Annotated in this window: 15 protein-coding genes; 6 read left to right on the forward strand and 9 right to left on the reverse strand. The window is 62.5% G+C overall.

Features of this window, described 5'->3' with window-relative positions; all coding sequences use genetic code 11:
- Window positions 1-89 precede the first annotated feature (89 nt).
- A complete protein-coding gene (gene betC / locus ACZYTC_RS09460) occupies window positions 90-1,610 on the reverse strand; it encodes a choline-sulfatase (RefSeq protein ID WP_488989404.1) in 1,521 nt (506 codons plus the stop codon).
- A 147-nt stretch (window positions 1,611-1,757) separates the two neighbouring features.
- Between betC and ACZYTC_RS09465 the strand changes: the two genes are divergently transcribed.
- Entirely contained in the window at window positions 1,758-2,465 is a 708-nt protein-coding gene (locus ACZYTC_RS09465; protein ID WP_488989405.1) for an HAD family hydrolase, read from the forward strand.
- 146 nt (window positions 2,466-2,611) lie between these two features.
- On the opposite strand, the gene ACZYTC_RS09470 is transcribed toward ACZYTC_RS09465, so the two are convergent.
- From ACZYTC_RS09470 to ACZYTC_RS09480, 3 genes are all read right to left on the reverse strand, one after another.
- Entirely contained in the window at window positions 2,612-3,223 is a 612-nt protein-coding gene (locus ACZYTC_RS09470) for a dihydrofolate reductase family protein (RefSeq protein ID WP_488989406.1), read from the reverse strand.
- A 76-nt stretch (window positions 3,224-3,299) separates the two neighbouring features.
- Window positions 3,300-4,886, reverse strand: coding sequence for a gamma-glutamyltransferase (ggt, locus tag ACZYTC_RS09475; RefSeq protein WP_488989407.1), 1,587 nt, complete (start codon window positions 4,884-4,886; stop codon window positions 3,300-3,302).
- Entirely contained in the window at window positions 4,883-5,626 is a 744-nt protein-coding gene (locus ACZYTC_RS09480; protein WP_434956321.1) for a FadR/GntR family transcriptional regulator, read from the reverse strand. The genes ggt and ACZYTC_RS09480 overlap by 4 nt, the downstream gene beginning before the upstream one ends.
- Before the next feature lie 164 nt (window positions 5,627-5,790).
- Here ACZYTC_RS09480 and ACZYTC_RS09485 point away from each other — a divergent pair, with 164 nt between their 5' ends.
- The 3 genes from ACZYTC_RS09485 to ACZYTC_RS09495 are packed head-to-tail and all read left to right on the forward strand — an operon-like array spanning window position 5,791 to window position 8,198.
- Complete coding sequence (locus ACZYTC_RS09485; protein WP_434956320.1) at window positions 5,791-6,627, forward strand: ABC transporter substrate-binding protein; 837 nt, start codon at window positions 5,791-5,793, stop codon at window positions 6,625-6,627.
- A gap of 9 nt (window positions 6,628-6,636) precedes the next feature.
- A complete protein-coding gene (locus ACZYTC_RS09490; protein WP_434956319.1) occupies window positions 6,637-7,404 on the forward strand; it encodes an amino acid ABC transporter permease in 768 nt (255 codons plus the stop codon).
- The gene (locus ACZYTC_RS09495) at window positions 7,401-8,198 is read left to right on the forward strand and encodes an amino acid ABC transporter ATP-binding protein (protein WP_441773029.1); all 798 of its coding nucleotides are present in this window, start codon (window positions 7,401-7,403) and stop codon (window positions 8,196-8,198) included. Before ACZYTC_RS09490 ends, ACZYTC_RS09495 begins: the two co-directional genes overlap by 4 nt.
- 61 nt (window positions 8,199-8,259) lie before the next feature.
- Here the strand turns inward: ACZYTC_RS09495 and ACZYTC_RS09500 are convergent, their stop codons facing one another.
- Window positions 8,260-11,031: a valine--tRNA ligase gene (locus ACZYTC_RS09500; protein ID WP_488989408.1), complete on the reverse strand. Its 2,772-nt coding sequence runs from the start codon at window positions 11,029-11,031 to the stop codon at window positions 8,260-8,262.
- 515 nt (window positions 11,032-11,546) lie between these two features.
- On the opposite strand from ACZYTC_RS09500, the gene ACZYTC_RS09505 reads away from it, so the two are divergent.
- Window positions 11,547-13,076 carry an OpgD/OpgG family glucan biosynthesis protein gene (locus ACZYTC_RS09505; protein ID WP_434956316.1) on the forward strand — a complete coding sequence of 510 codons (1,530 nt, stop codon included), beginning with the start codon at window positions 11,547-11,549 and terminating at the stop codon, window positions 13,074-13,076.
- Complete coding sequence (mdoH, locus tag ACZYTC_RS09510) at window positions 13,052-15,253, forward strand: glucans biosynthesis glucosyltransferase MdoH (RefSeq protein ID WP_488989409.1); 2,202 nt, start codon at window positions 13,052-13,054, stop codon at window positions 15,251-15,253. Before ACZYTC_RS09505 ends, mdoH begins: the two co-directional genes overlap by 25 nt.
- A 198-nt stretch (window positions 15,254-15,451) precedes the next feature.
- Here the strand turns inward: mdoH and ACZYTC_RS09515 are convergent, their stop codons facing one another.
- The 4 genes from ACZYTC_RS09515 to ACZYTC_RS09530 form a co-directional block, all read right to left on the reverse strand.
- The gene (locus ACZYTC_RS09515) at window positions 15,452-17,314 is read right to left on the reverse strand and encodes a B12-binding domain-containing radical SAM protein (protein WP_488989410.1); all 1,863 of its coding nucleotides are present in this window, start codon (window positions 17,312-17,314) and stop codon (window positions 15,452-15,454) included.
- Between the two features lie 502 nt (window positions 17,315-17,816).
- Complete coding sequence (gene ntrX / locus ACZYTC_RS09520) at window positions 17,817-19,187, reverse strand: nitrogen assimilation response regulator NtrX (protein WP_434956313.1); 1,371 nt, start codon at window positions 19,185-19,187, stop codon at window positions 17,817-17,819.
- 269 nt (window positions 19,188-19,456) lie between these two features.
- A complete protein-coding gene (locus tag ACZYTC_RS09525) occupies window positions 19,457-21,781 on the reverse strand; it encodes a sensor histidine kinase NtrY-like (protein ID WP_488989411.1) in 2,325 nt (774 codons plus the stop codon).
- A gap of 129 nt (window positions 21,782-21,910) precedes the next feature.
- Entirely contained in the window at window positions 21,911-22,972 is a 1,062-nt protein-coding gene (locus ACZYTC_RS09530; RefSeq protein ID WP_488989412.1) for a DUF2252 family protein, read from the reverse strand.
- Between the last annotated feature and the right edge of the window lie 144 nt (window positions 22,973-23,116).

The raw sequence follows: 23,116 nt of genomic DNA on the forward strand, positions 1-23,116 counted from the left end.
CAAGTCGACGAGTGGGAGCCGTCAACGCAAGACTTCGAATCCGTGTTGCTCTATTGCCACACCGGACAGTGAAGCATTAACCATAGCATTTACGGACGCACGCGAGGATAGCGGGCCATCGCTTCCAGATCATCGAGGTCTATGGTGTTGCGCATATACTGCCTGGAAGCATCCTTGAAAGGTTGAAAGTCCCAAGAAGTCGCTTTCCCCGAGTTCAAGGCATCATCGACCACACGCCGGCGCCGCTGGCTGGCACGCACATCGGCATCAATAGCAGCGAGGTTCCAACGCGTTTCTATTTCCTTACGGAATCCCGCGACGATTTCGGCATGCGCCGGCGCCGCTGCGAGATTCGTCAATTCATCAGGGTCGACGGCAAGATCATAAAGCTGATCGGGATCGGCGGGCGAGTGCACGAATTTGAAGCTGCCGCGACGAAGCATCAGCAAGGGCGCGATGGCGCCTTCGGCAAGATATTCGCCACGGACTTCGTCATGCCCGCCTTCTCCGAGGCAATGCGGCACCAGGCTGGCCCCATCGATGCCGCTAAGCCCCGCAGCCGAGCCGGGCTCGGCCATATCCACCAGGGTCGGCAGGATGTCGACCAGCGACACGCTGGCAGCAACCCGGTGCGGCCGATAATGTTGAGGCGCGCTGATGATCAGTGGCACCCGGGCCGAGCCTTCGAACCAGCTCATCTTGTACCAGAGACCACGCTCGCCCAGCATTTCGCCGTGATCGCCGGTAAACAGAATGATCGTTTCCTTGTCGAGGCCCGTTGCTTCCAAGGCCTTGAGCAGCTTGCCGACATTGGCATCGACATAGGAAATCGCGCCGAAATAGGCATGTCGGGCATTGCGGATGTGCTGGTCGGTGATCTCGGCCTTGTCCATGTCGCAGACATGGCGCAGCCGCCGGGAATGCGGATCGAGCTCTTCGACCGGCACCGCATGGCGAGGCAAGGGAATCTCCTCGTTGCGATAGAGATCCCAATAGTCCTGCGTGATCGCATAGGGATCATGCGGATGGGTGAGCGAGGCCACCATGCAGAAGGGGCGCTTGTCGGGGCTGCGTACGTGCTCATAGAGGGCGCGCTCGGCCGCGAACACCACCTCATCGTCGAAATCGAGCTGGTTGGTGCGCACGCAAAGGCCGGCATCGGTAACCGAGGACATGTTGTGATACCAACTCGGGCGCTCCTGCGGATGATCCCAGTCTGGCGTCCAGCCATAATCAGCCGGATAGATGTCGGTGGTCAGCCGCTCCTCGAAACCGTGAAGCTGGTCGGGCCCGCAGAAATGCATCTTGCCGGACAGCACCGTGCGGTAGCCCGCACGCCTGAGATAATGCGCCCAGGTCGGGATGTCGGCGCGGAACTCGGCGGCATTGTCGTAGACACCCGAGCGTGACGGCAATTGCCCGCTCATGAACACGGCGCGGGAGGGCGAACACAAGGGCGAATTGCAATAGGCGCTGTCGAACACCACGCCGCGCTCGGCCAGCCCCATGATGTTGGGCGCCTTGACGAGATCGAAGCCGTGCACCGGCAGGAAGGCCGGTGCGAGCTGGTCCACCATGATGATGAGAATATTGGGCTTGGACTGGGACATGACGGGCCTGACGCGCTGGGCTGGATTCGCAAAGGGGAATAACAATTGTCGGAATACATCGCGAGAAGACCTTGCTTGCATCCGACACGGGCTGGCCTCGGTGGCGCTTTTGGGCTTATAGGGACGGCCTCACTTCGGAAGACCGTCATGTCCCCTGCCCGCCTCACCACCCTGGCTTTCGATGCCGACGACACGCTCTGGCAGAACGAGCAATATTTCCGGACGGCCGAAGCGGAAGTGATCACCCTCCTGGCCGACTATGCCGACAAGGACACGCTGCTGGCGCATCTTCTGGAAGTCAGCAAGCGTAATGTCGTCAGCCATGGCTTCGGCATGAAGACTTTCACCTTCTCGATGATCGACACCGCCATCGACGTCAGCGGCGGCCGCGTGCCGGCGCCGGTGATCGGGCGAATCCTGGCGCTCGGCAAGGAAATCCTCAACCATCCGGTCGAGCTGTTGCCGGGGGTCGCCGACACGCTGGAAAGCCTGGCGGGCACCTACCGGCTGGTCCTCATCACCAAGGGCGATCTGTTCCACCAGGAGAACAAGATCGCGCAATCGGGGCTGAGGGGGTTGTTCGAGGCCGTCGAGATCGTCAGCGAGAAGAGCGCCGACACTTATGCGCAGGCCTTCGCCCGGCATGGCGACGGCCCCCAGGCCAGCATGATGATCGGCAATTCGCTGAAGTCCGACGTGATTCCAGCGCTTCGGGTCGGGAGTTGGGGCGTCTATGTCCCCCATCCCCTGACCTGGGCCTTCGAACATGCGGAAGCGCCGCTGCACGAGCCGCGTTTTCGCGAGATCGAAACGCTGACGCAGACGATCGACCTGATCCAGGCACTCAGGGATTAGAAGTCGCGCATAATGCCAAGCCTCGAAAATGCTGAGGCATTCTCAGCTTGAACAGCAGACGATTTTCGACACCAAATCAAAGATCTGGCGAAAATCATCAGAAGGAACCGAGAGTCATTGAAAATGCCTATCGGTATGAGACGTAGTCACGCCGGCCGATAGATCTGCACCACCGAGCCGCCCGGAAAGGCTGTCGAGCTGATCGGTTTGAGGCGCCTTGGCGGGACGACGTCGGAAAAGATCGGCAAGCCCTTGCCGAGAACCAGCGGATGCACCACCAGGGCGTATTGATCGACCAAATCCTGGGCGATGAGACTGCGCGCCAAGGCGGCACCGCCATGGGCGATGATCGGCTTGCCGTCGCCGGCCTTCATCCTGGCGATCTCGTCAGCCAGATCGCCGCCGGCCACATAAGCCTCACCCCAACTTTCCGCACCAGGCTGCAGCCGTTCCGAATGAGTGCCGCCTACGTTGGATTGGGTTTCAACCACCTTCAGGATCGCCGGCCCCTGGCCTGAGAAGACGGCCTTGGGAATCTGATTCATCGGCGGTGCGAACACGCTGGTGGACGTCGGCCAATAGGCCGCCATGGTCTGAAAGGTACGGCTGCCCATGATGTGCAGGCTGGCGTTCCTGACATTCTCCAACTTCCAGGCAATGGCCTCCTGATCGCCGTCGAATATCCATTCGAGTTCGCCCTCAGGGCCGCAGACAAAGCCATCGAGCGACATGGTCATCGTCAGGATCAATTCTCTCATCGCGTTCTCCTCGCGCCAATCCGTCCCAAGGACGTGCGAGATCAAGCGGTTCCGACAAGGAGCGCCGATTTGGGGCTCAGTAGCCGATGGCAAGCCCATCCTTTCTCGGATCGGAGCCACCTGTCAGCGTTCCCCTGTCCCAATCGATGAGAACCATCTGCCCGCCACCGAGTGGCTCCTCGGCCGGGCCGACCTTGTGACCGCGCGCCTCCAGCGCGCGGAGCGTGGCTACCGGAACGCCGCGCTCGGCAACGAGCTCGCCCTTCTGGTAGAAAACCCGCGGCAGGTCGATCGCGGCCTGGGGATCCATGCCGTAATCGAGCAGATTGCTTAGCACATGGACATTGCCGAAGGGCTGGTAGTCGCCTCCCATGACACCAAAGGGCGCGATCACACGGCCATTGCGTGTCGCCATGCCGGGCATGATGGTGTGGAGGGGGCGCTTGCGTGGCGCGATGCAGTTTGGATGGCTGCGATCGACACGAAATCCCTTGCCACGGTTCTGCAGGACAATACCCGATTTCGGGCCGACCAGACCGCTGCCGAAGGAGTGATAGGTCGAGTTGATGAAGCTGACCGCATTCCGATCGCGATCCACGACCGAGAGATAGACGGTATCCGACGGTTCCATCACCGCTGCCGGCAGTTCGCGGTTGGCAAGATCCGAATCGATCCTGCGTCTCAAAGCATCGGCATAGGTTGGCGCCAGCAAGGCGTCGACGGGGACGTCAGCATGATCGGGATCGGCGATCAACTCGTCCCGGATCCGGTAGGCGAGGCGCCCGGCTTCGACCTCCAGATGCAGCCGCTCAGGCCCCAGCGGATCGAGCCCGGCCAGATCGAAACCAGACAGCAGGTTGAGCATCACCAGGGCTGTCAGCCCCTGATTGCTCGGCGGCATCTGCCAGATATCGACACCGCGATAGGTGGTTCTGACAGGCTCGACGTAACCGCCCCCGGCGGCAGCGAAGTCGTCGAGCGTGTGCAGCCCTCCCTTGCTGCGCAGATGGGCAACCAGATCCTCGGCGAGCTCTCCCTCGTAGAAAACTTCCCGCCCCCTGGTTGCGATGAGGCGCAGGCTCCGGGCAAGCTCGGGTTGGCGATGGACATCGCCGGCCCTTGGGACGAAACCGCCAGGCAGAAAGATGCGGGCCGCCGTAGTATCTTGCGCCAACAGGTCCTTGGCCTCTTGCCAATCGGCCTCGACACGGTCGTGAATCACATAGCCGGCCTCGGCATAGTGGATGGCAGGAGCGAGCACGCGCGCGAGCGGAGTGCGGCCGTGATCGGCCGAAAGACGGCACCAGGCATCGATCGCGCCAGGAATGGTGACGGCATGCGGGCTATCGGCCGGTATCTCCGTGAAACCTCGGCCCTCGTACCAGTCAATGGTTGCGGCCTCGGGCGCCTGGCCGGCCCCATTATAAGCAAGCACCGGCCCCTTTCCGCCGGGCACGTAGAGGCAAAAACAGTCACCCCCAATTCCCGTCGACTGCGGCTCCACCACCGCCAGGACGGCAGACGCGCAGATTGCCGCGTCGATGGCATTGCCCCCTTCCTGCAGCAAGGTCAGAGCGGCTGCGCTGGCCAACGGATGGGACGTCGCGACCATTGCGTCCATGGCACGGACGGGTGAGCGGCCCGGAAGCTGAAAATCCCTCATGGTGCTTCTTCCTGAAATGCGTTGCGCACAAGATCGGTCGACAGGTCGTCGCCATCGCCGGCGTCTGCGTCGGCGTGTTCCAGCAGCAAGGCATGCTGGACCGAACGCAGATGCCGCCGCATGGCCGCTTCGGCGGCTGGTGGATCATGCCGAGCGATGGCATCGACGATCTGGCGATGATGAAGCGTGAGTTCCTCGAAACGCTCCGCCGTGGTGGGATCGTTGCGCAAGCGTCGCCACGCTCCCTCCTCCCGCACGGCGTTCAGGCTGTCGAACACGGCGAGGGCAAGGGCATTGTGCGTGGCCTCCGCAATGGCCCGATGCAGGCGGACATCCCAGATGTCCCAGGTCGCGGCATCGCGGGCGGCGGCGCTCTTATCGAGGAGATAACGCAGATTGTCGATATCCATGCGGCTCGCCCGCGTGGCGGCAACCCTGGCATAGGTAGGCTCCGTCCACAGGCAGAGATCCATAAGTTCGGCCGGGCTGGTGCTGGCGGTGATCAGCGACATGCCCAGTTCCCGCTCGGGCGGCCGGGTGCCCACGAAGGTGCCCTTGCCGACATGTCGCCACAGGCGTCCCTCGGCCTCCAATTGCTCAAGACCATAGCGGAGCGCCCGGCGGCTCAGGCCGAGCTGATGCAACAGGTCACGCTCTGGCGGCAAGCGGCTTCCAGGAGGATAGACACCCCCGTTCAGCAGGCTGCGGAGGCTCTGGGCGGCTTGTTGTTTGCTGTTCATTTTGAAACCAATTCAAATATTGGTTCCATAACTTAGTATCGATTTTCTCGAAATGTCCATGCGATTTTTCTTGCTGGCATGCCAATGTTATGTCCCAATATCGGTATCAATAATAAAATTGGTTCCATATCGGGACCAGGAACAAGTCACCCCGGAGCACCACCATGCGCGCATTCCGTGCCGTACTGCCTCGTCTTCGCCCTGACCTTGCTTTCCTGTCGGTTGCCCTCGCGGCGGCGAGCATCGCCACCCCAACCCTGGCGCAGCCCATCGAACCGCCGGCAGCCATCGCCGAAGCCAAGAAGATGGTGATCTGTGCCGATATCGGATCGCCGCCCCTATCCTTCTACAAGGACGACGGGTCGCTGACGGGAGCGGAGATCGAACTCGGCAATGCCATCGCCAAGCAATTGGGCGTCAGCGCTGAATGGAAGCAGGTGCAGTTCGACGGCATCATCCCCGCTTTGATCGCCAAGCAGTGCGACGTGATCATGTCCGAGCTCTATGACAAGCCCAAGCGCCGCGAAGTCGTCGATTTCGTCGACTATCTCGCCTCCAGCCAGTCGCTTGTGGTGCTGAAAGGCAATTCGAGCCATATCACCGGGCTCGCCGATCTCTCCGGTAAGAAAGTTGCGGTCGAGAACGGCACCACGATCCAGTCCCTGGTCGACGAGGAAAACAAGAAGCTCGCCGGCGAAGGCAGGGCACAGGCACAGGTCGTCGTCTTTCCCAAGGATACCGATGCTTTCCAGGCCCTGCGCATCGGCCAGGTCGATGCCTATGGCACCACGATCAAGACGGCCGGCTACTACTTCCAGCAGGCACCCGATCTTTTCGAACTGGGGGGCAAGCCCTTCGCCCAGGCCATCATCGGCGCTGCTTTCAGGAAGGACGACACCGATCTGCAGAAGGCTTTCACCCTGGGGCTCGAGGCCGTGCGCAAGGACGGCACTTACCTGAAGATCCTGCAAAGCTGGGGTATCGAACGCGACGCCTTGTGAGGTCCTGCCATGAACTTCAACTGGGCCTTCTTCTTTCACTATCTGCTCGAACCCTCCAGCATCTATCTGCACGGCCTCTGGCTGACGCTCAGCATCAGCATCGTCGCGCAAATCGTCGGCACCACCCTCGGCCTGTTCGTGGCCCTGGGGCGGCTGTCGTCCTGGCGGGTCCTGCAGGCGATCACCTCCTTCTATGTCTGGGTGATGCGCGGCACGCCGCTGCTGGTGCAGATCGTGTTCATCTACACCGCCCTTGCCGCCGCCGGCGTACTGCGCTTTCACGACATCGATCTCGGCTTCATGATCCTGCCGGGCAATGTTCAGGCGGGTATCATCGCCCTCAGCCTGAACGAAGCGGCCTATATGGGCGAGATCATTCGCGCCGGCATCACCTCGATCGATCGCGGGCAGACGGAGGCGGCCAAATCGCTCGGCATGACGCCGGCCAAGCTCCTGCGGCGCATCATCCTGCCACAGGCCGCGCGGGTCATCATTCCGCCGCTCGGCAACAATTTCAACGGCATGCTGAAGAGCACGACGCTGCTCAGCGTCATCGGCGTGCCCGAACTGCTGCTGGCAACCCAGATGGTGACGTCGGCAACCTTCCGTGTCTTCGAACTCTATTCGGTGGTCGCGCTCTATTACCTCTCGCTCACCACCCTCTGGGGCCTCCTCCAACGCTATATCGAGGCTCGTTTCAGCACGCCCTTTGCCGAGACGCGCAGCAGGGCGCCGCGCCGACGGCTTCTGACCGGCCTGTTCGGAGCCAACCCATGAGCGATACAGACATCCAATGGACGGTCGAGGCCGAGGGCGTCGAGAAATGGTTCGGCCCGATGCAGGTGCTCAAGGGCGTCTCGCTCAACGTCAGGCGCGGAGAGGTCGTCGTCATCGTCGGCGCCTCCGGGTCGGGCAAGACCACTTTCGTGCGCTGCATCAACCATTTGGAGAAGATCCAGAACGGCCGCATCCGTGTGAACGGCCATCTCATCGGCTACCGCGAAAAGAAAGGACGCCTCGTCGAAGACAGCGAGCGCAACATCGCCCGGCAACGCCGCGACATCGGCATGGTCTTCCAGCGCTTCAACCTGTTCCCGCATCTGAGTGCACTGGGCAACATCATCGAAGCACCGACGCAGGTGCTGGGCATCGACCCGGCGACGGCCCGCCGCGAAGCGGAGGCGCTGCTGGCCCGTGTGGGCCTCAAGGACAAGGCGGATGCCTATCCTGCCCAGCTCTCGGGCGGCCAACAGCAGCGCGTGGCTATCGCACGGGCGCTGGCGATGAAGCCGACATTGATGCTGTTCGACGAACCGACCAGCGCACTCGATCCCGAAATGGTCGGCGAAGTGCTGGAAGTCATGAAGGAGCTCGCCCGCGACGGCATGACCATGATCGTCGTTACCCATGAAATGGGCTTTGCCCGCGAGGTCGCCGACCGCGTGGTGATGATGGATGACGGCCTCGTCGTGGAGGAGGCATCGCCCGAAACCTTCTTCACGGCACCACGATCGGAGCGCTCGAAGGCCTTCCTGGCCCGCGTGTCGGGGGCCGGCGGCCGATCGCCCTGACCGGCCGATAGCCGTAGTGGTGATACGGCGTACCGATCCGGAGATCGGCACGCCGTATCGATTACAGGCCGGCCAGAGCGTCCTGCAGCTTGGCGCGGCGGGCCGTGGCTTCCTCGAGACGCTCGCGATTTTCCTCGATCACCTCTTCCTTGGCCCGGGCGATGAAGTCGGGATTGCCGAGCTTGGCGTTGATCTTGGTGATCTCGCCGTCGATCTTGTCGGTTTCCTTCTTCAGGCGCGCCTTCTCGGCCTCGATGTCGACCACGCCTTCCAGGGCCAGGGCCGCCACGGCGCCGCGGGCGATGATCTGCACCGAGCCCTTCGGAGCCGATGGCGCAAAGCCGATCTCGCTGATGCGGGCCAGGCGCTTGAGCGTCTCGCCATGAGCGGCGACGCGTGCCTCGATGGCCTTGGAGGCGTTCACCATGACCAGGGGCACCTGGGCGCCGCCGGGCACGCCGACCTCGGTACGGATCGAGCGGATCTCGGTAACGAGATCGACCAGCCAGCCGATTTCCTCATCCGCCGCTGCATCGAGCAGGCCGCCAAGGTCAGGCCACGCGGTCAGGGCCGCCATCTGCTCACGCGGAACCGGCCCCGCCGTCACCGACCAGAGCTCCTCGGTCATGAAGGGCATGAAGGGATGCAGCAGGAGCGTGGACTGGTCGAGGATGAAGGCGACCATGGCGCGCGTTTCGGCCCGCGCCGCCTCGTCCTCGCCCTCGATGATCGGCTTGGCAAGCTCGACATACCAGTCGCACACCACGTTCCAGATGAAGCGATAAACCGCGCTGGCAGCATCGTTGAAACGATAGGCCTCGATGGCACGCTGGATTTCACCGACGGCCTTCTCCGCTTCGCCGGCAATCCAGCGATTGAGGGCGATCTTCGCCGATTTCGGATCGAAGGACGGATCGCGCACGCAGCCCTTCATCTCGGCAAAGCGTATGGCGTTCCACAGCTTGGTGCCGAAATTGCGATAGCCCTTGACGCGGTCGATCGACAGCTTGATGTCACGGCCGGGTGCAGCCATCGCGGCCAGGAAGAAGCGCAAGGCGTCGGCACCATAGCGCTCGATGCCATTCGGATAGGCCTTGCGGGTCTCCGAAGTGACGTGAGCGACATCGGCCTTGTTGGCGAGCGCCGCAGTACGCTTGGCGATGAGGGCATCGAGTTCGACACCGTCGATGATATCCAGGGGGTCCATGACGTTCCCCTTGGATTTCGACATCTTGGCGCCCTTCTCGTCACGCACGAGGGCGTGGAGATAGACATCCTTGAAGGGCACGTCGTTCTGGGTGAACAGGCCTGTCATCATCATGCGGGCAACCCAGAAGAAGATGATGTCGAAGCCGGTCACCACCACGGAGGTCGGGTAATATCTGGCGAGATCCGCCGTCTTGTCCGGCCAACCGAAGGTCGAATAGGGCCACAGCGCCGAGGAAAACCAGGTGTCGAGCACATCCTCGTCGCGGGTGATCGCCGCGCCGGCACCCCATTTGGCATCGGCCTTGGCGCGCGCTTCTTTTTCGTCGCGGGCGATGACGTAACCTCCATCAGGCCCGTACCAGGCCGGGATCTGGTGGCCCCACCAGAGCTGGCGCGACACGCACCAGGGCTGGATGTTCTCCAGCCAGTCGAAGAAGGTCTTTTCCCAGTTCTGCGGTACGAAGCGCGTCTGGCCGCGACGCACCGCCGCCAGGGCTTCCTCGGCGAGCGGACGCACGTTCAGATACCACTGGTCGGTAAGCCAGGGCTCGATCGGCACGCCCGAGCGGTCGCCATGCGGCACCTGGTGCTTGTGCTTCTCGATCTCGACCAGGCGGCCGGCCGCTTCCATGTCCGCGACGATGCGCTTGCGCGCCTCGAAACGCTCCAGGCCGCGATAGGCTTCCGGCGCGTTGTCGTTGATATGCGCCTCGGCCGTGAGGATGTTGATCACCTCGAGGTTGTGCCGCCTGCCGACTTCGAAATCGTTGAAGTCGTGCGCGGGCGTGATCTTCACCGCGCCGGTACCCTTCTCGGGATCGGAATATTCGTCGGCGACGATCGGAATCAACCGGCCGACCAGCGGCAGCCGCACCATCTTGCCAACCAGATGGGTGTAGCGTTCATCGGTGGGATGCACCGCCACGGCGGTATCGCCGAGCATGGTTTCGGGGCGGGTGGTGGCGACGGTGATGGTCTCGCCCGTTTCCTGGCCCGCCTCATCCACCACCGGATAGGCGAAGTGCCACAGACTGCCATTCACCTCGATCTGCTCGACTTCGATGTCGGAGATCGCGGTGAGCAGCTTGGGATCCCAGCTGACCAGGCGCTTGTCCTTATAGATCAGACCGGCTTCGTTCATCCGCACGAAGATCTCGATCACCGCCTTGGACAGGCCCTCGTCCATGGTGAAGCGCTCGCGCGACCAGTCGCAGGAAGCGCCCAGGCGCTTGAGCTGCTTGACGATCGTTCCGCCCGATTCTTCCTTCCAGGCCCAGACACGCTCGAGGAATTTCTCGCGCCCGATCTCGCGCCGATGAATCTGGCGCTCCTGGAGCTGGCGTTCGACCACCATCTGGGTGGCGATGCCGGCATGGTCGGTGCCGGGCTGCCAGAGCACGTCCTTGCCGCGCATGCGCTCGAAGCGGCAGAGGATATCCTGCAACGTATTGTTGAGCGCATGGCCCATATGGAGCGAGCCGGTGACATTCGGCGGCGGAATCACGATCGAATAGGGTGCGGCGCCGGCCCGATCGGGCCGGCCAGCACGGAAAGCCTGTGCCTCTTCCCAGGCCGCGGACACGCGCGGCTCGACGCTGGCGGGGTCAAAGGTGGTCTCGATCATGATCTTCTTTCAAGGCAGGTCAGCTAGCGTGGGCAGCGGGCACAGGCGCCGGCATCTCCGTGATTCGGCCTGCCGGCACGCCGATGAGCAAGCAACCCACGCAATTCACGGCCGGTAGTGGCAGAAACGAACCCTTAAAGTCAACGAAACAAGCGCTTAAGCCACTACGCGCGGGTACATTCCGGCATTTCCCCACGCAATGCGCTCCTCAAGGCCCCCGTCGCCCTCCGCCCTGATACGGGCCCTCATGCCTGGGGTTTGGCCGACTTGTGACAACAAAATGGAAAGCCTCTCCTTCTACATCATGAAGTTGTCACGATTCTTCGGTTGAAGGCCGACGGCTCGGGTGTGGGATGGTCGGGGAACGACGTCGCGAATACACCCGCCAGTTGTTGCCGGCGACCGTATAACCTATGGTGCCCCGATGAAGACTAGACGCTTCCTCCCAAGGGACGTGGTGCCGTTCCTTGCCCAGCCACACCTATTGCGCCTGCCGAAAGCGCGTTAAGAAGACCATGAACAGACGCGACTTCTTGAAATTTGCTTCCATTGCCGCCGGTGTGCTGGCTGCCCCCCAGGGGGCTCGGGCTGCGATCGACGCCCCCGGTCTGAAGGAAGGCGAGGTCTTCTCTCGGGACAAGCTCCTGGACTATGCCCGCAATCTTGCGAAGGCTCCCTATCAGGCGCCGGACGCCACGCTGCCCTCCTCCCTGCAAAATCTGGATTACGAGCAATATGTCTCGATCCGATTCCGGCCTGATCGGGGCATCTGGAGTCAGGATCGCCGCGGCTTCGTGATCGAGCCCCTGCATCGGGGCTTCATCTATGCCGCCCCGGTCGACCTGTTCACCGTCGAGGACGGCCGCGTCCTGATCGTGCCCTATGAGCCGGCGATGTTCGACTTCGGCAAGATCACGCCGCCTCCGCCCGATTCCAAACTCGGCTTTTCGGGCTTTCGGCTGAAGGCGCCGATCGACATGCCCAGTCGGCTCGACGATTTCGCCATCTTCCAGGGGGCGAGCTATTTCCGCGCCATCGCCAAGAACCAGGTCTATGGCGCAGCGGCGCGCGGACTGGCAATCAATACCGGCGAATCCAGCGGCGAGGAGTTTCCCTTCTTCCGGGCTTTCTGGATCGAACGTCCGCCCCAGAACGCAGAGAATCTGGTGGTGCATGCCCTGCTTGATTCGGAAGCGGCAACGGGCGCGTTCCACCTGACGCTTCATCCAGGCGAGATCACCACCATCGATGTCGAGACGACGATTTTCCCGCGCGCCAAGATCGAGCATGTCGGCATCGCGCCGCTGAATTCGATGTTTCTGTTCGGCTCCAACGACCGCAAGGGCGCCGACGATGTGCGCGTTGCCGTCCACGCTTCCTCCGGGCTGCAGATGTTGTCGGGTGGCGGGGAATGGATCTGGCGCCCGCTGCAGAACCCGGAGACGCTGCAGATCTCGGCTTTCGTTGACAAGACCCCTCGTGGCTTTGGCCTGCTGCAGCGGGGTCGCGATCCGGCCGATTACGAAGATAGCCGGCATCATTTCGAAATGCAGCCGAGCGTATGGATCACCCCCAAGGGCGATTGGGGGGAAGGATCGATCCAACTGGTGGAAATCCCGACCGACCAGGAAATCCACGACAACATCATCACCTATTGGCGGCCGAAGGATGCCCTCGAGGCGGGCAAGGACTATTCCTTCGCTTATCGCACCAATTGGTGCCAGATTCCGCCCGATCGGCCGCCGATGACCCTGGTACGCGCGACGCGGATAGGAGCCCTGGGTTCCAAGCGGCGTCTGTTCGTGATCGACTTCCAGGGTGATCTGTTCGCCAATGCCGACAACCTCAACGGCGTCACGCCCGAGGTCACCGTCAATCCCGGTAAGCTGAGCGATGTCAGTTTGACTCTGGAAACGGAGCGGCGCATCGGTCGCCTGAGTTTCGGCCTCGACCCGAGCAGCGAAACCTATTCGGAAATGCGTGCCGTGCTGGTTAAGGACGGCAAGCCTGTAAGTGAGACATGGCTGTATCGATGGACACCGTAGAGGAACACACCGGCGGCACCCACCCGACCTCGTCGCAGGAGTGGGTTTTTCAGCGCTCCGCCATGCCGGACGAGAATCGGCTGGAGATGCCGGTGCAGTCGCTGACCAAGTGGTCGCGCTCGGAACGCCGCTCCTGGATCCATCCGGCCCTGCATCACGGCTCCTGGCTCATCCGCCTGTTCGTCTTCGGCGGCATGTTGGCGCTCACCGCTTTCGGCGCCTTCGAAATGTACAAGGTCGTCGAAGTCGGCGGGGTCACCTTCCTCGAATGGGCCTTGGTCTGCCTGTTCGTGCTCAACTTCTCCTGGATCGCCCTCGCCTTCACCGCGGGCGTTGCGGGCTTCGTCTATCTGCTCTTCCACCGGCGCACCACCCAGCCCCTGCCCCAGCAGTTGAGCACGCGCACCGCCGTGCTGATGCCGATCTACAACGAGGCGCCGAGCCGCGTTTTCGGCGCGATGCAGGCCATCATCGAATCGGTGGAACAGACCGGCCTCGGCCGCGCCTTCGACTATTTCTTCGTCTCCGACACCACCGATCCGAATGTGTGGATCGCCGAGGAGCGTGCCTTCCTGGCGATGCGCAAGCGGCTGGGGCCCGATATCCAGCTCTGGTACCACCATCGCCAGCGCAACACGAACCGCAAGGCGGGCAATATCGCCAATTGGGTCACGCGCTGGGGCGGCTCCTATGAGCATATGCTGGTGCTCGACGCCGACAGCCTGATGACGGGTTCCTCCGTCGTGCAACTGGCGGCTGCCATGGAGCGTGACCCGGATGCCGGTATCATCCAGACGCTGCCGCTGATCATCAACCGCAACACCCTGTTCGCGCGCATCCAGCAGTTTGCCGCCCGTACCTATGGCCCGGTGATCGCCGAAGGCCTGTCGCTCTGGATGGGGCATGACGGCAATTATTGGGGCCATAATGCCATCATCCGCACCAAGGCCTTCGCGGCGCATTGTGGCATGCCGGATCTGTCTGGCCGTCCGCCCTTCGGCGGCCATATCCTCAGCCATGATTTCGTCGAAGCGGCGCTGATCCGCCGGGCCGGCTATGCCGTCTACATGCTCAACGACATCACGGGATCCTACGAAGAAAGCCCACCCTCGCTGATCGACCTGTCGGCGCGCGACCGCCGCTGGTGCCAGGGCAACCTGCAGCATGCACGTGTGATCGGCTCCAAGGGTTTCCACCCCTGTACGCGCCAGCACTTCGCCAATGGCATCTTCTCCTATCTGGCAAGCCCGCTTTGGCTGCTCCAGCTGCTGGTCGGCCTGACCATCGCACTGCAGGCCCATTTCATCCGGCGCGAATATTTCACCGACGAGTTCTCGCTCTTCCCGACCTGGCCGGTGTTCAACGCCGAACTCGCTCTGGCGCTGTTCGGCGGCACCATGGGCATCCTGCTCGCGCCAAAGATCTTCGGCCTGATCATCATGCTGCTCGACGGCCCCAACCGCCGGGCGAGCGGGGGCGGCATCAGGCTGACCCTCTCGGTGCTGATCGAGATCATTCTTTCCGCTTTGCTCGCCCCGGTCATGATGCTGATCCAGTCGGGTGCCGTATTCGAAATCCTGGTCGGGCGCGATTCGGGCTGGAAGCCGCAGCGCCGCGACGACGGCTCGATCCCCTTCCGTGACATCGTCAAGCGCCACCGCTCGCATACGGTTCTGGGTGCCTTTGCCGGTGTTGCCGCTTATGTGATCTCGCCCTATCTGTTCACCTGGATGTCGCCGACCATCATCGGTCTGCTGCTCGCCATCCCGCTTTCGTGGGCCTCGGGCCAACTCGCACTCGGCCTGTGGCTGCGTCGCCACGGCTTCCTGGCGACGCCGGAGGAGACGCATCCGCCGGAGGTGGCGACCCGTGCCAACGAGCTGAGCACCGAACTTGCCGCCGTCGGCGAGGACGACAGCGATGCCATCGAGGTCGTCTATCGGGATGCGGGTTTCCGGGCGCTGCACGAGACCATGTTGCCGACCATGGGCTCCCGCGAGCGCGGGCGCTTCGAGCAGGATCGCGTGATGGCGCAGGCCAAGATCGCCGAGGCCGCCTCGATCGAGGAAGCGGCCAAATGGCTGAATTCGAAGGAACGCTTCGTGGCACTCCATGACCGCAGCCTGATCGCCAACCTGTCCCGCCTGCACGAGCCGGCCAGGGTCGAACCAGCCTAAGGATCGTGCCGTTCGCTTAAGGTTCGTCGCCGGAGTTTGCGTGACCTTTGTCATTGCCGGGCCTGCTCGGCAATCCGGCTCCGCCGGCGGGAGCTACTTCTGGGATAGCCACATCAAGGCCGGCTACGACAAATTGGCGCGTTTCCCGCTCGGGTGAGCGACATCGGGCTTAAGGCTCGCGCCACAAAAGAGGCAACGTTAAGGACCGACGGCTTCGCCACTTAAGCCAGGTTCAGGCTGCAGGTCCTCCTGGAGACGCGATTTCAGTCGGTTCTCCTGGCGCTTCTTCGCATAGGGCGTGCTGCGGTCCGCCGTTCCCTGCACCAGCGGGTCGTTGCGCTCATCGATGACGGCGATGGCATCATCGGTATAGGGAAACAGATCCTGGCGTCCCCAGGCCCGCCAGGCCTTGGCCACGCTCAGACGCAGCCGGCCATAGGTATAGGCATAAGCTGCCATCGTGCGCGCAAAGCGCCAGGCATAGCGGGCATAGAAGCGCAGCGGGTTTTCGAGCGGCAGCCCATGACGCCGTTCGTGGCGGTCGATGATGCGCCCGAGGCCGAACTCGGCGAAGGCAACACCTTCCCGCCGCGGGCCTTCGCGATAGGCGATCAAATTATAGAGCGTGGTCAGCCGCATGCCGTTCTTGAGCTGCACCCTGCGCTTGAACACCCGCTCCATGTGCTCGAAATCATAATAGCGCCGGCTGGCTTCGTGGAAGACGGCATCGAGTTCGGCGTCGCTCATCTTGGGATGATGGGTGACGCGATGGTTCAGGTCGTATTTGTTGAAGTCCGGATCCATCCATATCCCGGCGTCCTTCATGCGCTTGTGATCCTCGCTGCCGGGCAGAGGCGTCAGGATGTTGAAGTAGAGCACGTCGATGGCTAATTCCCGCTTGATCAGATCGACGTCACGCAGGATCGATTCCCGGGTATCGGCGGGAAAGCCGATGATGTAGCCGCAACTGATCACCACGGGATGGCGCTTCCACGCCAGCACCATCTCGCGATATTCCTCGATGCGGTTCTGGCGTTTCTTGGCCGCTTCGAGATTGTCCGGGTTGATGTTTTCGAGCCCGATGAAGATCAGCCGAACGCCGGCCCGCACCACCTTGTCGATGAAACCGGGAATGCGATGGGCCATGGTGTCGACCTGGATCAACAGCCGAGCTTCCACCCCCTCGCGCTCGCGCAATTCGATCAGCCGGTCGCAATAGGCCTCCCAATTGCGGTTGCGGGCAAAATTGTCGTCGGTCACGAAAAACTTGCTGACACCCTCCCTGGCATTCAGCCGGATGATGGCCTCCAGCTCGTCCGCCGTACGGAAACGGCTCTTGCGCCCCTGGACGTTGATGATGGTGCAGAAGGAGCATTCGAACGGGCAGCCTCGGCCAAGATCGAAGCTCGACCAATGGGTGAAGGAACGCCGTACGATCGGCCCGGGCAACAGCGGCACCGGCACGTTTTGCAGGCCAGGTTGGTCCTTCAGATGATTGTAGAGCGGCTTCAGTGTGCCGGCCAAGGCATCGCGCAGAACGGTGTCGAGGCGATCAGGCTCGGCCTCTCCCGCGAACTGGCTGACGCCGAGCTCCCGCGCCAGGGTCAGTTCCTCGGCATCCTCGCCGAGCATGGCGATGCAACCCGACACATGAAAGCCACCAAGGCAGACCGGCACGCCGGCGGCTCGCAACGGCCGCGCAATATCCATCGCCCGCGGATATTGGTTGGTCTGCACGCCGACCAGCATGACGATGGCCTGCGCTCCGTCAGTCTGATGGCTTCTCAGAATGGCTGGAATGTCGACACGCGTGTTGGTCTCGTCAATGGCGTGGACCCGGGCCACGACATCAGGGCCGAAGACCTGCCGGGATATCGCATCTTCCACCAGGGCCCAGACACAGGCGAGAGAATTGGATGGAATGGCCGAGCGTATCCAGCGAATGGGATAGCCGTCATCGTCATATCGCGTAGCCTTGATCAGCCAGATATCGACATGACGCGCCCGGTCCCCCGGCCGGACGCCTAGTCTACCCGCCCCTGCAAATGCCTGCCCCCGCATGCCATATGCCTCAAGGTATATTATTACTTTTTTGTAGAGGTTTCTATTCCCAGAGCAAGATGATTTTTGCGTAGTGCCGCGCTAGGCGATGCGTTGTGGCAGCGTTTTACATGAATGCGGGTTCGCAAGATCGTAAGAACCGGCCCGCGGACACCGGTCAACAAGTAGTAAGACGGCGAACCTCTGCATACCTGCGATAGTGGAGTACCTCCAAAGACCGGCGGACAGGCCCCCCCTCCTCGCCACGATGTCTTGGCAGGCCGGAACCAATTGACACGATGGCCCGGCGAAGCCGCACAGTCGTGCCGGCCAGAACCATGATCGCAGGAGGTTGCTGACGTTGCGGAGAAACAGCCGCGCCGCCTCTGCCTCCCCGGGCATGCGCCCATACGGGAAACGGACCGTGCCCTGGCCGGCTTTTCTGGCCGTACTGCCCCGCAAAGCCGGCCGCGTTGCCTTGCGCCGGCCCTGCTCCGTCGTTTCCTCACGGGCTGCTGCCCGCCTACGCCCCGACGCCGAGCGATTTCAGCTTGCGATGCAGGGCCGAACGCTCCATGCCGACGAACTCGGCCGTGCGGGAGATGTTGCCGCCGAAACGATTGATCTGCGCGATCAGATATTCGCGCTCGAACAATTCGCGCGCATCGCGCAATTGCAAGCCCATCAACTGCTCGCCCCCCTGCCCGTTCGGGCGGGTTGGCATCAGCGCCCCGATTTCCGGCGGTAGCATTTCGGCGGAGATGATGGCATCGGGATCGCCGCCCACCAGGATCATCAGCCGCTCGATATTGTTGCGAAGCTGGCGAACATTGCCGGGCCATTCATGCGACTGCAGCACCGCCATGGCGTCGGGGCCGACCACGCGCCGTGGCAGGCCGGTCGCCTGGGCGATCTGTCCCTGGAAATAATCCACGAGTTCCGGAATGTCCTCGCGGCGTTCCGACAGGCCGGGGACACGGATCGGCACCACGGAAAGACGATGCAGCAGATCCTCGCGGAAGCGTCCATCGGCCACTTCCTCGGTGAGGTCGCGCGAGGTCGAGGTGATGATGCGCACGTCGACATGCACCTTGGTTGCCCCGCCGACGCGGGAAAAATTCTGATCGATCAGCACCCGCAGGATCTTTCCCTGCGTTTCGCGGGGCAGATCGGCCACCTCGTCGAAGAACAGGGTGCCGCCATGGGCCTCCTCGAAGGCACCGACCTTGCGGGTACGGCCCTCACCGCCTTCCACGCCGAACAACTCGGTTTCCATGGTCTCGGGCAGGATCGAGGCCGAATTGAGCACCACGAAAGGCCCCTCGGCCCGCTGCGAGGCCTGATGGATGGTGCGGGCGGCCAATTCCTTGCCCGATCCGGGCGGGCCGGCAATCAGGATGCGGCTATTGGTCGGCGCGGTCTTCTCGATCACCTGCCGGAGCTGGTTCATGGCCGAGGAGCGCCCCATCATCTTGGAAGCGCTGCCCGAGATCTGGCGTAGCTGGTTGACCTCGCGGCGCAGGCGCGACGTTTCCAGGGCGCGCTCGGCGACCAGCACCAGCCTGTCCGCCTTGAACGGCTTTTCGATGAAATCATAGGCACCGATCTTGATCGCCGCGACGGCGGTCTCGATATTGCCGTGTCCGGAGATCATCACCACCGGAACTTCGGGGTGTTCGGCCTTCAGCACTTCCAGGAGCTGGAGCCCATCGAGACGCGATCCCTGCATCCAGATATCCAGGAAGATGAGATGCGGCCGGCGCTGGGCGACCGTGGCCAGGGCATCGTCGGCGTCCTTTGCGGTTCGGGTACCATGGCCTTCATCCTCGAGGATGCCGGCAACGAGCTCTCGGATATCGGCCTCATCGTCAACGATCAGAATGTCGGTCGCCATCGTCTAGTTCCTGCTTGCATGAGGTGAATCCAGCGCGCCCGCCTCGCATGAGGCCGGGCACGTCGCCCGCAAACGCTTTGCAATCGCGTATCGGATCAAGGTGTCCCATCCAATGCCAAGCCTCGAAGATTCTGACGCATTCTCGGCTTGAACACCCGCCAATTTGCGAAACCAAATCAAAGATTTGGCGAAAATTGTCAGACGGAACCAAGATCCATCGATAATGTCTCTTGGTATTACATCTTGGCGCGGAAGGTAGGGTAGAACCATCATTGTGCGGCCTCGTTGCTGGCCGCATCGGACTTGCCCGTTGCTTCCACCGGGAACCACAGACGCATCATGGCGCCGTGGCCGCCATCGGCCACCGCCGGGGCGTCGAGCAGCTCGATGCCGCCGCCATGCTCCTCCATGATCTTGCCGACGATGGCGAGGCCGAGGCCCGTGCCTTTCTCGCGCGTGGTGACATAGGGCTCCAGCAGCTTCTGGCGGTTTTCCTTGGGCAGACCGATGCCGTTGTCGATCACCTCCACGGCGATATCCGCTTCCCTGCGCACCACACGCACGTCGACGGTCCCCGTGCCCTCGCGATCGTCAGGCCGGCCCGCGATGGCCTCCGTGGCATTTTTCACGATGTTGGTGACGGCCTGCGAGAGCAGGCGGCGGTCGAACCGGGCGATGATGGGCTCCGGCGGTGGCTGGTAGTTGAAGCTGATGTCGGGATAGCCGATCCGCATCATGAACACGACCTGCTTCACCATCTCGCCGAAATCCTCGCTCTCGATCGAGGGCTTGGGCATACGGGCGAAGGAGGAAAATTCGTCGACCATGCGCTTGATGTCGTCGACCTGGCGCACGATGGTGTCGGTGCACTGGTCGAAGACCTCGCGGTCCTCCACGATGACCTTGCCGTATTTGCGCCGGATGCGTTCGGCCGAAAGCTGGATCGGCGTCAGCGGATTCTTGATCTCATGGGCAATGCGGCGGGCCACATCGGCCCAGGCGGAGCTGCGCTGCGCCAGCACGAGTTCGGTAATGTCGTCCAGCGTCACCACATAGCCATGCTCGCGCATGGTCGACTGCTCGGACGTGACGCGCACGGTGACGTTGCGCTCGCGTCCGTCGCGATTGATGGTGATCTGGCCCTGCACCAGCCGCGACCTGGTGCCGAGCGCGTCGGCGAGATAGGTCGACAACTCAGGCATCACCTCGGCCAGGGGACGCCCGACGGGGGACTGGCGCGATTTGATCCAGGTGCTGGCGAGCGGATTGACCACGGTGATCTTGCCCTCGTCGTCGATGCCGATCACGCCGGTCGAAACGCCCGACAGCACCGCCTCGATGAAGCGCCGGCGGCTGTCGAGCAGATCATTGGCGCCGAGCAGGTCGTTGCGCTGGGTGCGCAGCGTGTCCGTCATGTTGTTGAAGGTGTCGCCAAGCTTGCCGAGATCGCCGGAACGCGGCTCCACCGGCACATGCACATTGAGATTGCCGCTGCCGACCTGGTCCGCCGCGCTGATCAGGCGGCGGATCGGATCCACCAGGCGATTGGCAAAGGAAAGGCCGATCCAGATCGCCGCCAACAGCATGTTGAGGGCGATGATGGCGTAGAGCAGCGCGAAATTGACCTGGGTCGGGAAGCGGGACGCCTTCAGATTCTCGAAGCGAGCCGAGTCCTCGCCGGTCTGCCGGATATATTCTGCGATCTTGGGGTCGAAGGGCCGGACAATGAAGAGATAGCGATCGGTGTAGGCAGCCAGCTTGATGATCTGGCCGGTGACGTTCTGCGTACCAGGATCGATGCGAACGGCCGGTTGCTGGTCGGCGGCGGCAAGGGCCGGAAACAGTTTGGCCGGCAGGAAGAACGGCAAGCTGCCGGGCACATAGGACTGGTCGGTTACCGCCCCCTCTCGGGTCAGGATCATGGCGCTCGACAGGCCGTAATTCACGGCGAGCATGTCGAACAGACGTTGAAACTGCGACCGGTCCGCCGCGTAGAGCGGCGAATATTTGTTGAGGTCGGCCGCCATCGACAGGCCGGCGAACCGCAATTGCTGGGCCTGCTCGTCCTGATAGGAATTGGCGACCGCGACCGAGGTGTTGACGATGTTGCTGACGCGTGTCGAGAACAGATTGTCGAGGCCGCGGTCGAGCGAGATGATCGCCACCGTCGCCAACAGCAGGACCGGCACGGCGGAGACGATGGAGAACAGCCCGATCACCCGCATATGCAGCGCGGCGCCGGCTTGCCCGCGACGCCTTGCGACGATCAGATTACCTGCCTCGACCGCAAGCAGCACCAGTAAAGCCACAATGAAGGAGGCGTTGACGATGAACAGCGCATCGATGGCATTGCTATAGGCGGCATCGGTATTCGGCGCCTGGACGGCGGCGTCGATGCCCAACTGGAAGCGCAGATGGGCGACCGTGCTCTTGAGCAGCACCGAGATCGGCTCGACGTCGACCAACACGAAGAATGTTCCGATCGCCGAAGCAACCGAAAGAATGACCAGGCCGAATCCGAGCAGGCCAAGGCGCCGCGCCGGCATGCTGGCAGCGTCTGCCCCCGTTTGCTGCGCGTTGTCTGCAACTGCCATTCGAACGCCGTCCCCGCCCCTGTTATCGACCGATCTGCCTGGGCAATTCCAGGCTGAGTGATTCCTGCAACAGTGTTGCCGAATTGTAACAGAATCAAGGCGAAATTAACGGGGCAGAATAATCAGGGTTCAAGCGAACTCTTCTTGTTCGCCGATCACCGCCTCGGCCGCCGCCTCGGCGGCATTGCAGAGCCAGTCCTTCCCGCGCTTGCGCAAATCCTTCTGCAGCACAGGCAATCTATGCGGGTCATCGGCATGGCAATTGGCGATTTCCTGCCCCATCAATGTGAGCATGCGAGGCGACAGGAACTCCTCGACAGAGGTTTTCACTTCCAGCTTGCGGCTGTTGGGCGACAAGCGCCGCACCAAAATGGCATCCTTCACGCCATAATACGGGTCGGGTGCGCGGCAGCGGCCGGTTGCAATCTTCTCGACCAGGATCGCCTTGGCCCGAGGATCGAAGCGATAACACCAGGCCGAGATGGTCAACCTCTTGGCCTCCCGCAGCACCGGTCCGCCCCGCCACTCGCCGCAGGCGACGAAACGTGCCCGGCCAAGACTGCCGGTTCCCGCCTGCCGGAGCGCGAAACGATATTTACCCTGCGGATCGGGCATCGAGGCTCGCAGCCTCTCCTCGTAATCGAGCTTGATAGGCTTTCGCGTCTTGATGTCGAACTTGCTCCAGAATGCCTTGCGTGCGGCTTCCGGCAGCAGCACCGCCTTGCGCAACCATTTATAGTCACGTTCGAGCACCACGGGCGACGGGTTGGCGAGCCCCGCGCCATAGCCGGTTGCGATCGCCCGGCAAATCTCCTCCGCCGGCAGCCCCCTGCTACCTCGGGCCAGCAGCGCGCTGGTGGCAAGCCGCACGAGATCGAGCACATAAGGCATGACGGCGGCGTCGTCGAAATCATTGGCGCCCCAGATCAGCCGTCCCTCGTCATCGCGCCAGGTGCCGAAATTCTCCAGATGGGTGTCGCCGATCGCCAGAACTTCTGGCGCATTCGCAAGCTCCGGGCAGATCTCCAGGATCGTCTCGGCCCAACGCCAATAGGTCGCGCGCAGAAAGGCGAAGGCACCGCTGCGCATCTTGCGGTGCTTTTCCTCCAGGTCTGCCTCGACGAAATCGGTCCCGATCTCTCCTCTCAGCCAGTCCTCATAGGCGTGTACCGACGCCCTGATTGCGTTCATGCCTGCTTCCCACATCCGGGTGAACCGAGTTTAGGGCCTGCCCAAGGCGAACGGTAGCGAATTTGCCACCCTCCCCTGTCACGCAATGGTCGAGCTCCTGTGCTCTAGTTTACCAGTACTTTCCAGCGATCGACGCACAATGCG

This window comes from Labrys sp. F242, assembly GCF_057813875.1.